We start from the raw sequence: 12068 nt of genomic DNA, 5'->3' as shown, positions 1-12068 counted from the left end.
TTACTGTTATTTACCTCCCAGAAGCAGAATCTCATCTACCCTAACTTCCGTGATATAGCGTTTTACGCCGTCCTTATCATCATATGATCTGTAGGTAAGTTTTCCTTCTATGGCAATTTCTTTTCCTTTCGTAACATATTTCTGGAAAATTTCAGCGGTTTTACCAAAAGCAATGAGATTGTGCCATTGTGTTTCTTCTACTTTTTCGCCTTTCGCATTCGTGTAATAATCACTTGTTGCAAGAGATACAACGGCTTTGCTGTTTCCGTTTTCGAAGTTTACCATTTCTACTTCCTTTCCTGTGTAACCAATTAATGTTACTTTGTTTCTTAGTGACATAATTTTGTTGTTATTTAGATTAATATTCAGATCCGAGACGTTCACTGTTTTCTCAGATCTCTGTTGCAAAGATTGGGGAAAGCTGAAACTCAAACCGGTACAAAACTATTTAAATTCGTTTGTAGTCGTTTGAAAACGAATAATGCAAAATATCATTCTTTTTATCCGTTTGAAAACGGATAATTTCCATACCTTTGAGTATATATGAAAAAAGCAATCAAAAGGACATTCAGAGTATCAAAATACGTGATTTACAGGGAAACACTTGTTGATTATAAAGAACATTTCTGGTCTTTTCTGGGCGCATTTTTCGGAATCGGGATTATTGCTTTTATCCAGTCGCATTCAGTATCCGCTACAGAGAATATTTTTCTGATCGGATCTTTCGGTGCTTCAAGTGTTTTGATTTATGGTGCAATTCAGAGTCCGCTGGCGCAACCGAGGAATTTGGTAGGAGGACATGTGATTTCTGCTTTGGTTGGCGTTACGGTTTATAAGATTGTTCCTGATATTATCTGGCTTTCGGCTCCCCTTGCCGTTGCTTTTTCAATTGTTTTAATGCAATATACCAAAACCCTTCACCCTCCCGGTGGCGCTACCGCACTGATTGCAGTAAGCTCCACAGGAAAAATCCCTGAACTGGGATTCTGGTATGTGTTATCACCGGTTCTTTCCGGGTGTATTATTTTATTACTTACGGCACTTTTTTTCAATAATATAACATCCAACAGAAGCTATCCTGCACACAGCAGGTTTAAGAAACTATTAAAGAAAAAACATGCACATCCACACAAATTGAAAAAATAAAAATTATGAATTGTCTTGAATGTGACGAAAAAATCATCGGAAGATCCGACAAAAAATTTTGCAATGACGCTTGTCGGAACGCCTACAACAACAAGCAGAATAAGGATTCCAACAATCTCATGCGTAATGTTAATAATAAACTTCGCAAAAATTACAGAATCCTTGCTGAGGTGAATACGGACGGAAAAACAAAAGTCACCCGTTCAAAATTGGATGGGTTGGGTTTTGATTTTGATTATTTTACTAATCTGAAGGTCTATAAAAATGGGTCAGAGTACAAATTTATATATGATTATGGCTATAAAATTCTGGATGATGATTTTGTTTTAATCGTTAAAAACCAATCATAACAGTAAACGCACTTATTCATGAAAGATATTATTCTCATTACCGGGGCCGGCGGACTTATTGCCCATGAACTTTCCAAAAAACTTGAAAAAGATTTTACCGTTCGCTTTTTAACAAGAAAGAAAAAGCACAGTAATGAATTCGAATGGAATATTAAAAATAAAACGATTGATGATGCGGCATTTGAAGGAGTTTCGCACATCATTCATCTGGCAGGAGCCAATATTTCTGAAAAACGATGGACCGATGAACGAAAAAAAGAACTGATTTCCAGCAGGGTTGATTCTGCCGATCTGATTGTGAAAACACTTCAGGAGAAAAAAATCAGGCTGAAATCTTTTATTTCTGCTTCTGGAATCAATTATTACGGGACAAAAACTACCGATGCAATTTTTACTGAAAATAACCAGCCCGGAAATGATTTTTTAAGTGAAGTCGTAGTCTTGTGGGAACGTGCTGCTGATCAGTTTAAAGAACAGAATCTTGCCGAAAGGGTGGTGAAAATCCGCACTGCGGTTGTGCTCTCTGAAAAAGATGGTGCTTTGAAGAAAATGCTACCTCCTATCCGAATGGGAATCGGCGCTCCTCTGGGAACCGGGAAGCAATATATGCCTTGGATTCATATTGAAGACATTTGTGCCATTTATGAATTTGCACTGAAAAATGACACCATGGATGGAGCTTTTAATGCCGTTTCACCGCAGCATACAACTAATGAGAATTTAACCAAAAAAATTGCTGAGGTTTTAAAGAAACCGCTTTTCATGCCTAATATTCCCGGATTTGTTTTAAAACTGATTTTTGGCGAACTTGCAGATGCGCTGCTGGAAGGCTCAAGAGCTTCCGCGGAGAAGATTCAGAATGCAGGTTTTCAATTTAAGTTCCCCGATTTAAAAAAAGCATTGGAACATTTATTAAAAAATAATTAACAAGATTATACAATCTATGCACAATACAAACGTTCAGATAGAAAAGACGGAAATATTATCAGACAACTGGTACACCTTAAAGAAGGTAACATTCAGCATCCAGAAAAAAGACGGCAGCTTTCAGCAGCAAAGCCGTGAAGCGTATGACCGGGGAAACGGTGCGGCTATTTTATTGTATGATAAAAGCACGGGAAATGTAATCCTCACCCGACAGTTCAGATTGCCTTCTTTTCTAAACGGAAATGAAACAGGAATGATGATTGAAGTCTGTGCCGGACTTCTGGACGATGATAATCCGGAAGATTGTATTAAAAGGGAAACCGAAGAAGAAACCGGCTACAAAATTTCTCACGTTGAGAAGATTTTCGAAGCGTATATGTCACCGGGTGCCGTCACAGAAATTCTTCACTTTTTTATCGCCGAATATTCGAAGGATATGAAAATAAATGATGGCGGCGGACTTGATGATGAAGGTGAAGATATTGAAGTGCTGGAACTTTCTTTTGAGGAAGCTTTGCAAATGATTGATACCGGAGCGATTAAAGATGCCAAAACCATTATGCTGCTGCAATATCTAAGACTTAAAAATATTCTTTAAATCTTAACTAAAAATTAGTGAAACATCATGAAATTATTATACACAGTCAGCCTCACCTTACTTTTATCAGCATCTGTTTTTGCCCAGAAAACCGAAAAGCCAGGACCAAAAGATAAGGCTGCTATCGAACATTTTAAAAACGATTATAAAAAGAAAAATTACAAAAAGTTTTCGGGAGACCTTGTGATGAAAGATAATCAGGTACAGTTTGATAATAAGGTTATTTTTTACGATAAATCTGATAAAATTACGAAAGCCATTCTTCAGGAAGGACTGGTTTACCCTCAACTTTTAACCGATTTCCAGGTTGATAAGTTTGAAAATGAAGACAGCGACAGAACCCAGAAGAGATTCGCCAGGCTACAGAAAAACTGGAAAGATTCTTTTGATGTAAACAATATAAGGTTCTTTAATGCTTCCGAGCTTGTTTTCTTAAGTAATGATGAAAAGGTAAAACGTTTCAAAATACTGTGTAAAGATCCCAAGTTTCCCAATACAATGGTGTATTACATTGAACTCACCAATAAAAATGCAGTGAAGGATATGCCGTTACAGGATTTTGTTAAGGATTCTAAAGTGACACATATTTTCCAGAAAACGGAGTAATTGAGGAATAATGTATTCTACAGAACTGACCAATTACTTTAATGCTATCTGCGAATTCAGACAGCTGCATCCTGTGCAGAAAAATATGCTTTTAAGAACCAATGATCCTGAAATGATTTCAATCGGAGATGCTCTGAATAGATTAAAAATATATTTACAACAGCAATATCGGGAAATCAATAATATTCCGCTTACCATAAAAGTTTCCCGGGGCATTGTGAATCTTCCCAATGTTCTTTATGCATGTATTCTTCCTCCCGGACAGCTGGTTCGCAATGGAATTTATACTGCCCTCTGCTTTGATGTGCTAGGAAGAGGTGCCCTGATCGGATGTGTGGAATCTAAAGTAACCTCTAAAGGCTTAACGACTGTACAGCGTAAAAATGGCCACGGATTATTGTCTATTGATGTAGACGGAGGGAGCGAAAGAACCAAATACAATAATGTTTTTGTTAATCCGAAAGAGTTTTATTATCCATTAAATAATTCAGAAATATTGGACAAACATATTCACGAGTCAATCAAGGTGTCGTTGGCATTGCTGAATATTTGAAGTAATCTGGTAAATAACTGCATTTTAAACTAATAAAAATTTAATGTTATTTTATTAAAACAAATTAATAATGAATAAGTTATATTCCAATTAAATAGTTTAATTTTGCATCCCGAAAAAAGGATCCAACCATAATGAAAAAATTAGGCGAATACAGAAAGCTTCTTGAAGTTGATAAAAATGTGACACTGAGAGAACTGAAAACCATTTACAGGAATACGATGAAGGATACGCATCCTGACAAATTCATCAATGATGAAGCCGGTAAACTGGAGGCGGAAGAAAAAAGTAAATCGGTGATTGAAGCCTATCATTTCCTGGTGAGCATTAATCCGGAAACTCAGGAAAAATACAAGGAAGAATATACGGAGACGACTACGACTTCCAATATTCAGGATTTCTATCTGGAAAAATCCATACTAACCATTCAGCATCTTAACGGTAATATTTATGAATACCTGGGTGTTCCTAGAAATACCTACATTAAAATGGTGAACGCAGATTCGCCAAGCCGTTTTGCAAGAAGACATATCTATGGCAGCTTCGTGTACCGAAAGGCAGGTGAAGTAATGGCAGATTAAATCTTACGATTTAATATAAATATAAAGCTTTCGGGATTCCCGGAAGCTTTTTTGTTGGATTAATCTTAACGCAAATAATTGCAAAGTTTTTTAAAATTATCAAAAATATTTTTGTCCGCAAAGGCTGAACTATGTTCGTAAACTTTCAGTTTATACTCAGCAATTGAGCATTGATGTTATCATTTAAAATTGCTTCTTGCTCATCGCAATGAAAAAAAGCGCACCATTTCTGATGCACTTTTAAGGTTAATTAAGGTTGTTGTTATATTAGTCTAAATGTTTCGGGGTATAACCGTCTTCACTCAGTTCTCTGTGATCATAATCGGCTTTCATTTCAGCTTCATAATCCACTTTTTCATGTTTGCCCATTCTTCTCAGGATGGAATCAAATAAAGAGTAAACCACTGGTACAATAATCAAGGTAAGGAATAGAGATGATGTTAAACCACCAATAACTACCCATGCAAGACCTTTGTTCATCTCCGCTCCGGCTCCTGTAGCCAATGCGATCGGTAACATCCCGAAGATCATCGCAATTGTTGTCATCAGGATCGGACGAAGACGGGCGTGATTAGCCTGTACCAAAGCATCATGGGTGTTGGCTCCTGCAGCTTTTCTCGCATTGGTAAAGTCGACGATCAGGATCGCATTCTTTGCAACCAGACCAATCAACATGATCATCCCCAACATGGTAAAGATGTTTAATGAATTGGCAGTAAGTGCAAGAATCACCATTACTCCGATCATTGCCAAAGGAATGGAGAATAATACCACAAACGGATACACGAAACTGTCATATAAAGAAACCATCACCAGGTACACCAATACGATAGCTGCCAGTAAAGCAATTCCTAAAGTACCGAAACCTTCCTGCTGGTTTTCCATGTCTCCGCTCCAGATATAATCTACACCTACAGGTTTGTTTTTGCCATCCATGAATTGTTTAGCCCATTCATTGGCCACATCTCCCACCGGTCTACCTACAGCTTTGGCTCTTACTTTTACAGAAGGTGCCTTATCTCTACGTTCCAGCAAGCTTGGTCCTGAACCCATTTTAACTTCAGCAAACTGACTTAAACGAATCTGCTGTCCCTGCGGATTGGTAAACATTAAGTTTTTAACATCATCAATAGATTGTCTGTTGGCATCTCCGAAACGAATGTTAATATCATATTCATATTCTCCGGCTCTGAATTTCCCATCTGTATTTCCGTTGAATGCAGTCTGCATCGTTTGTCCTACACTGGAAAGGTTTAATCCTAAAGAAGCCATTTTATCTCTGTCTATATTTACCTGTACTTCAGGGTTTCCTGTATCGGTAGATAATTCAGCATCTACAGCCCCGGGAACTTTTTTCAGTAATTCCAGGATTCTTGTTGCTTCCTTTACAGCGGTTGCGTTATCCGGTGCGGTTACCACCATTTCGATCGGCGCATTTTCAGCACCCATGATTCCGATTGGAGCAGTTTTAAATTCAACTCCGGTAAATTTCTCTTCTAACGCTCTTTTTATTTTTGCCGCTTTGATATTTGTGCTTTCAGAACGTTCAGACTTGTCGGTCAAGTTTACCTGAACCTCAGACTGGTAAGTTGTAGCCTGAGCCCCACCGAAACCGGTTGACTGCTGCCCTACCGTGGTGATAAGGTCTACAACGTCTTTATCATTTCTTAAAAACTTTTCAACATCCAATGTCAGCTGATTTGTTTTTTCAACAGTTGCATCTTTTGATAATTCCATCTGAACAAGGAACTGTCCTCTGTCGATCGGCGGGAAGAATTCACCTCCGATAAATCCGAATGCCACCAGCATGAAAGAAGCAATTAAAACAACGAATGTTATTACAACTGTAGAAATTCTTCTCAAGGTTGTTTTCAGACACCATTCCAGAATTCCTGTGATCCAGTGGGTAAATCGGTCGATCATTCCTTCAAACCAAAGGATGAATTTTTCAAACCAGTTTTTTCCGGTTAAATGTTCCAGCTTACCGAATCTTGAAGAAAGCCAAGGAATAATGGTAAACGAAGCCAGCAATGACAACAATGTAGCAATTACTACCGTAACACAGAACTGTGCCAGAATATTGGCCACCAAACCGGAGCTCATCGCAATCGGAAGGAATACTACCACGATTACCAGGGTAATTGCCGCAACCGTAAATCCAATTTCCGAAGCTCCGTCGTATGCTGCACGGATTTTACTTTTTCCCATCTCCATGTGACGGTAAATATTTTCCAGTACAACAATCGCGTCATCCACAAGAATACCTACCACGAGCGAGAGCCCTAATAAACTCATTAAGTTTAGTGTATAACCCATAAGATTCATCCCAATGAACGTTGCTATAAGGGAAGCCGGGATTGATACCATTACGATAAATGCATTTCTGATACTGTGAAGGAATAATAACATCACAATAGCAACAAGGATAATCGCAAGGAACAAGTCGAAGATAACGTGGTTGGCAGATTCCAGGGTAAAGTCTGTTGTATCATTTACAACTTTTACTTTAATTCCCTGAGCTTTGTATGCTTCCTGTACCGTTTCAATAGTTTTCTGAACACTTTCCGAAACGGAAACCGCATTTGCATCAGACTGTTTTTTCACCTGCATCAAAATAGTAGGAAACTGATTGAACCTTGCTACTTTTTCAACATCTTTCTGGGAGTCAAAAACCGTTGCAATATCAGATAAACGAACCTGTGCTCCATTTTTATTGGAAACCACAAGATTGTTCATTTCTTCTACCGATTTATATTTTCCTGATAACCTGATGGTAGATTTTGAGGTCCTTGTTTTCAGACTCCCTGTAGGGAAATCAAGGTTTGAAGATAAAATTGCCTGCTGCACATCGCCAATTGACAGCCCATACCCCTGCAGCTTCTTCTCATCAAGATTCACCTGAATTTCTCTTTCCTGTCCCCCCACAAGATCTACCTGCGCCACGCCGTTTACACGGGAGAAAATCGGTTCTATTTTTTTATCTAAAAGGTCGTACAGATCTTTGCTGTTTAATTTATCTGATGAAATACTCATCGTGATGATCGGTAAATCATCGAGTGAGAATTTATTCAGTGACGGGGCATCCACATCATCCGGAAGGTCTGCCAAGATCGCATTTACTTTTCTCTGAGCATCATTTAAAGCATAATCCACATCTGCTCCGTCATTCAGCTGTACCATGATTACGGATAAGCTTTCATAGGAAGAAGATTCTACTTTTTTCACGTTTTCCAAAGAACCAACGGCGTCTTCGATCTTTCGGGTAACCGATGTTTCCACCTCTGCGGGTGAAGCCCCCGGATATACCGTAGAAATTGTTACCATATTGGTTTCAAACTTCGGAATCAATTCGTATCCCATGAGTGTATAACTCAGGATACCACCCAACGTAAGGATCGTAAATAATACGATCACCAACGATGGTCTTTTAATCGATATTTCTGCTAACTTCATAGATCTTCTACTTTACGATATTTACTTTAGACCCGTTATCCAGATTGATCTGTCCGCTGGTTACCACCTGTTCGCCTCCATTCAGTCCACTTAGCACCTGAACTTTATCCCCGTACACTTTCCCAACGGTTACTTTAATCAATTTTGCAACACCATTTTGAACAACAAATAACTGTCCTGAACTTACACCATTTACAAAAGCTTCTGCAGGAACCGTAAGCATGTTCTGAGTTTCCGCGCCATGGTTGGTTTTAAATGTTGCTGTAGCATACATCCCGGCTTTCAGGTTTCCTTTGTTCTGAACTTCAATTTCAACAGGGAAATTTAAAGAAGCATCACTTTTGGGAGCAATGAATGTAATTCTTCCCACAAAAGAATCTTCAGGAAGAACATTTACTTTAATAGGAACCTCCTGCCCGATCTGAATTTTCCCGATCTGGCTTTCGTCAACTAAAACTGAAAGCTTTAATGAATTGATATTTACAATTTCAAATAAAGCAGTTCCCGGTGCGACTACCATTCCCGGTTCCACCATTTTCTTGTTGATAGTACCGCTGATTCCTGCGCGAACGCTGGTATCGTTTATTTTTACCCCCTGCGCACGAACTGCCGCCTGCGCATTTTTAAGCTGTAATCTTGAATTGTCAAGCTGCTGCTTTGTCACCCCTCCTGTTTTGAAAGCATTTTCGTAACGCTGATTATCAATAATAGCATTCTGCAAGTTGTTCTGAGCCTGGGTAACGTCTACTTCGATGGCATCTTTTTTAATAGTCGCCAAAACCTGGCCGGCACCTACTCTTGACCCTTCTTTAACCAGAACACTTACAATTCTTCCGGAGATTTCAGAAGACTGGTTGGATTCCTGCTTTGGAATGAATGTTCCGTTGGCAGAATAATCCGTATCTATATTTTCTCTGGAAACCGTAACCACATTCACATTGATTTTGTCTACCTGCTTGGCTACTTCTTTTACTTCCTGAGTCTGCTTTTCTTTATTTCCTGCAATTTTGTACGCCGCTAGACCGACCAGTACAGCTGCCACGATAATATATATTAGAGTTTTTTTCATTGTAGTTTATTATGGGTTTTGTAATGTGTTTAATTGTCCTTTTGCTTTGATTAATTTAATTTCAGCCTGTTTATAATCCAATAAAGCATTTGCATAATTCTGCTTAGCCTGAGTAAGGGCATTTTCAGCATCCAGCACTTCGGTAAGTGTGGCAAGACCATATTGATAATTGGATTGTGTATTTTTCTGAACTCTTTCGGCAAGACCAACGTTATCCTTCATGCTTTCGATATTAATGATCGCATTTTCCATATTACTGATGGCATTTTTATAATCAAGGTCGAGACTTTCTCTGGTATTGTTAATATCCTGATCAAGATCCTGAATATCAATTTCAGCCTGCTGAATCTGCGCTCTTGTTGATCCGCCTGAGAAAATCGGGATTTTAATTGCTAAACCTATAGACGCATAATCACTCCAGTTTGTTCCCTGGGCGCTTCCCGTAAAATACGGAAATTTATTACCCAGTCCCTGCCATCCGTAGTTTGCCTGCAGGCCAACCGTTGGATACAGTAAAGCTTCAGTAGCTTTTTTGTTGTATTGTAAAAGTTCTTTCTGTTTGTTCAATACTTTAATCTCTGAACGGGTTTCCAAATTGGCAGCGGTATTTAATAATGCTGTATTCGGCTCGATGGTTTTTTCTTCCAGTTCAATAGGTGTACTGATCGGGATTCCCATATAGAATTTCAGTGCATTTTTTGAAACTTCAACGGCATTTACAAGCTGTTGTCTGTTTGAACCGATATTCGTAAGCTGAACGTTGGTACGGTCAAGATCAATGGATTTTGCCAGTCCGTTATCCACGAGACTTTTAATAACATTTCTCACTCTTTCCGTATTGGCATAGCTGGCTTCTACGGTTTTAAGGTTTTCTTCCTGAACAAATACCTGATAATAGGCAGTCGCTACGTTTTCGATAATCTGTTCATTGGTAAGTTCAGAATTAAGCAGATAAAATTCTCTGGTAGATTTAGCCGCTTTTAACCCTGTAAAAACCCTTTGATCAAAGATATTCTGATACAGCGACACTGAATTTACCGACTGCCATTTTGTTCCGAAAGTAACGGGAACAAGCTGTCCGGGCATCCCGATAATTTCTCCGGGAAGCACAGATTTCTGAAGAATCGGATTAAAAGTATTACTGATGTTGGCACTGATCTGCGGAAGGGCTCCGGCTCTGGCCTCATCAATTTTGTATTCAGCTTTTTTCACCTGTAAAGCAGCTTTTTTAGCTTCCGCCTTATTTTGGAGCGCCTGTTTAATGGCCTCCTGAAGGGAAACCTGCTGCTGTGCAGATAGTGATGAAAAGCCGAAAATCATAAATGCAGCCGCTATTCCTATTTTAAGCTTTAGTGCAGTTATTCGTTTTCTTTTCATAATTTTATACTTCGTTTATTTTTTTAATGTAATTGCTGTTGCTGTAGTTTTTATTTCTAAAAGACGATTCATTTTTTAAAATACTTTAACATTTTTAATTTTTAAATAACATATTTAAAATGATGTCTTTCCGTTCTGAAATAATTTTATCGAATGTCACTTCATCTATCATTAGATTTTCCATTAATAAAGGTCTTACGGCACTTGGAAAAACCAATAGGGAAATCATATTCAAGACAAACTGAATGGGTGCCATTTTTTCAATATTTCCCAGCTCCATTTCTGCTTCTACTTCCTGATACAGTTTTTTTAATTCATCTTCTTCAATATCTTTTTTATGGCAGTTTCCTTTGTTGATCTGTGAAACGATATAGGTTTCCAAATATGGATACTGAAGACTGGTAGACAAACTTCCTTCGATGAACTGGCCAATCTTTTCCTTAAACGGTAAATCAGAATTCATAATGATTTCAGATTTTTCGTGTTCTACTTTCTGCGCTTCATCAAAAATGATCTGGATCAGATTATCTCTTGATCGAAAATAATAGTTGATCAGCGTTCTGTTGACCCCGGCCTCATCAGCAATCTCCTGTGTGGTGGCATCAAACTTCCCTTTCACAAAAAATAAATTCTTTGCAGTTTCTTTGATTAATTCCTGTGTTTGGTCTTTTTTTGTTTGATTTGACATTTTTGTTAAACAAATTTGTGCAAATATAAATCAATCAAATGTTTTGACAAAATTGTTAAACAAAATAATTAAAGAAAATAATTATGATATGCATCAGGTTTTAACATAAAGAATTTAACATAAGAAAAAAACCAGTAAATAAATTTTTTAGGTGCAGGTTTATAATTATTTTAGATAAAAATTTATTAAAATGAGTACAAATAATCAAATCAGTGTGGAAATTCCTTAAAATGTATTAGACAGCGTAAATCAAAAACTTCAAGAGTGCAAAACTTTACTGTTGCCATATTTACAAGCTCTCACTGTTGATGAGAGAAAATCACTTTTTAAAATGGGTGATAAAACTATTGCAACGGTACAAAAGGTAAAAATGTATATTACCACCAACCCTGAATTTGCACCAGTATATATGGATAAAACTGAATTTCTAAAAGATGAAATGGTGGTTACAGGATTAAAACCTTTAGCCAATTTAGCAGAACAATTAGCCTCTGACCTGGATGATACTATAATGCTTGCAGGAAGTGAAGCACTGGTTGCTTCAATGATGTACTATGGAACAGTTAAAGAAGCAGCATCCAAAGCAGTAACTACTGCGAAACCAATATACGAAGATTTAAGTCAGCGATTCAGTAAGAAGGCAAATAAAATTAATTCTAAAAAGGAATAGCATTAATAAAAGACCTGACAATTTGACTCTTTTAGTATCTATTTTGATAT

The 12068-nt window shown here is 37.8% G+C and carries 13 protein-coding genes; 8 read left to right on the top strand and 5 right to left on the bottom strand.

Annotation, left to right across the window (positions count from 1 at the left end; all coding sequences use genetic code 11):
• Positions 1-6: 6 nt before the first annotated feature.
• On the bottom strand, positions 7-339 hold the full coding sequence (locus ODE14_RS03145; protein ID WP_072885668.1) for a single-stranded DNA-binding protein: 333 nt from the start codon (positions 337-339) through the stop codon (positions 7-9).
• A 204-nt stretch (positions 340-543) separates the two neighbouring features.
• On the opposite strand from ODE14_RS03145, the gene ODE14_RS03140 reads away from it, so the two are divergent.
• From ODE14_RS03140 to ODE14_RS03110, 7 genes are all read left to right on the top strand, one after another.
• On the top strand, positions 544-1146 hold the full coding sequence (locus tag ODE14_RS03140) for an HPP family protein (RefSeq protein ID WP_263602947.1): 603 nt from the start codon (positions 544-546) through the stop codon (positions 1144-1146).
• Between the two features lie 5 nt (positions 1147-1151).
• Positions 1152-1496, top strand: a complete 345-nt coding sequence (locus ODE14_RS03135; protein WP_322927544.1) for a hypothetical protein — start codon at positions 1152-1154, stop codon at positions 1494-1496.
• Positions 1497-1514: 18 nt separating this feature from the next.
• A complete protein-coding gene (locus tag ODE14_RS03130) occupies positions 1515-2423 on the top strand; it encodes a TIGR01777 family oxidoreductase (RefSeq protein ID WP_263602946.1) in 909 nt (302 codons plus the stop codon).
• A 16-nt stretch (positions 2424-2439) separates the two neighbouring features.
• A complete protein-coding gene (nudK, locus tag ODE14_RS03125; RefSeq protein WP_263602945.1) occupies positions 2440-3021 on the top strand; it encodes a GDP-mannose pyrophosphatase NudK in 582 nt (193 codons plus the stop codon).
• Between the two features lie 27 nt (positions 3022-3048).
• A complete protein-coding gene (locus tag ODE14_RS03120; protein WP_263602944.1) occupies positions 3049-3627 on the top strand; it encodes a hypothetical protein in 579 nt (192 codons plus the stop codon).
• A 10-nt stretch (positions 3628-3637) separates the two neighbouring features.
• The gene (locus ODE14_RS03115) at positions 3638-4180 is read left to right on the top strand and encodes a hypothetical protein (protein ID WP_263602943.1); all 543 of its coding nucleotides are present in this window, start codon (positions 3638-3640) and stop codon (positions 4178-4180) included.
• 134 nt (positions 4181-4314) lie between these two features.
• Positions 4315-4761, top strand: a complete 447-nt coding sequence (locus tag ODE14_RS03110) for a KTSC domain-containing protein (RefSeq protein WP_248393686.1) — start codon at positions 4315-4317, stop codon at positions 4759-4761.
• Positions 4762-5028: 267 nt separating this feature from the next.
• On the opposite strand, the gene ODE14_RS03105 is transcribed toward ODE14_RS03110, so the two are convergent.
• The 4 genes from ODE14_RS03105 to ODE14_RS03090 all read right to left on the bottom strand — a co-directional run bounded on the left by ODE14_RS03105 (position 5029) and on the right by ODE14_RS03090 (position 11348).
• Positions 5029-8214 carry an efflux RND transporter permease subunit gene (locus ODE14_RS03105; protein WP_263602942.1) on the bottom strand — a complete coding sequence of 1062 codons (3186 nt, stop codon included), beginning with the start codon at positions 8212-8214 and terminating at the stop codon, positions 5029-5031.
• 7 nt (positions 8215-8221) lie between these two features.
• Entirely contained in the window at positions 8222-9283 is a 1062-nt protein-coding gene (locus ODE14_RS03100) for an efflux RND transporter periplasmic adaptor subunit (protein WP_248393688.1), read from the bottom strand.
• Positions 9284-9292: 9 nt separating this feature from the next.
• Positions 9293-10660: a TolC family protein gene (locus ODE14_RS03095; protein ID WP_263602941.1), complete on the bottom strand. Its 1368-nt coding sequence runs from the start codon at positions 10658-10660 to the stop codon at positions 9293-9295.
• Positions 10661-10754: 94 nt separating this feature from the next.
• On the bottom strand, positions 10755-11348 hold the full coding sequence (locus ODE14_RS03090) for a TetR/AcrR family transcriptional regulator (protein ID WP_263602940.1): 594 nt from the start codon (positions 11346-11348) through the stop codon (positions 10755-10757).
• Between the two features lie 280 nt (positions 11349-11628).
• Here ODE14_RS03090 and ODE14_RS03085 point away from each other — a divergent pair, with 280 nt between their 5' ends.
• Positions 11629-12018, top strand: a complete 390-nt coding sequence (locus ODE14_RS03085; RefSeq protein WP_263602939.1) for a hypothetical protein — start codon at positions 11629-11631, stop codon at positions 12016-12018.
• Positions 12019-12068: the final 50 nt, after the last annotated feature.

Source organism: Chryseobacterium sp. PET-29 (assembly GCF_025736815.1).
In the GTDB taxonomy this organism is placed as follows: Bacteria; Bacteroidota; Bacteroidia; order Flavobacteriales; family Weeksellaceae; genus Chryseobacterium; species Chryseobacterium nepalense.
Note: the sequence above shows the minus strand (reverse complement) of the source record. Positions and strands in the feature narration are given on the sequence as shown.

Bases quoted from the DNA above. Each gene is read 5' to 3' on its own strand.
- ODE14_RS03130 (WP_263602946.1), top strand. From the start codon at position 1,515: ATGAAAGATATTATTCTCATTACCGGGGCCGGCGGACTTATTGCCCAT.
- ODE14_RS03110 (WP_248393686.1), top strand. From the start codon at position 4,315: ATGAAAAAATTAGGCGAATACAGAAAGCTTCTTGAAGTTGATAAAAAT.
- ODE14_RS03090 (WP_263602940.1), bottom strand. From the start codon at position 11,348: ATGTCAAATCAAACAAAAAAAGACCAAACACAGGAATTAATCAAAGAA.
- ODE14_RS03145 (WP_072885668.1), bottom strand. From the start codon at position 339: ATGTCACTAAGAAACAAAGTAACATTAATTGGTTACACAGGAAAGGAA.
- ODE14_RS03115 (WP_263602943.1), top strand. From the start codon at position 3,638: ATGTATTCTACAGAACTGACCAATTACTTTAATGCTATCTGCGAATTC.
- ODE14_RS03100 (WP_248393688.1), bottom strand. From the start codon at position 9,283: ATGAAAAAAACTCTAATATATATTATCGTGGCAGCTGTACTGGTCGGT.
- nudK (WP_263602945.1), top strand. From the start codon at position 2,440: ATGCACAATACAAACGTTCAGATAGAAAAGACGGAAATATTATCAGAC.
- ODE14_RS03105 (WP_263602942.1), bottom strand. From the start codon at position 8,214: ATGAAGTTAGCAGAAATATCGATTAAAAGACCATCGTTGGTGATCGTA.
- ODE14_RS03135 (WP_322927544.1), top strand. From the start codon at position 1,152: ATGAATTGTCTTGAATGTGACGAAAAAATCATCGGAAGATCCGACAAA.
- ODE14_RS03140 (WP_263602947.1), top strand. From the start codon at position 544: ATGAAAAAAGCAATCAAAAGGACATTCAGAGTATCAAAATACGTGATT.
- ODE14_RS03095 (WP_263602941.1), bottom strand. From the start codon at position 10,660: ATGAAAAGAAAACGAATAACTGCACTAAAGCTTAAAATAGGAATAGCG.
- ODE14_RS03120 (WP_263602944.1), top strand. From the start codon at position 3,049: ATGAAATTATTATACACAGTCAGCCTCACCTTACTTTTATCAGCATCT.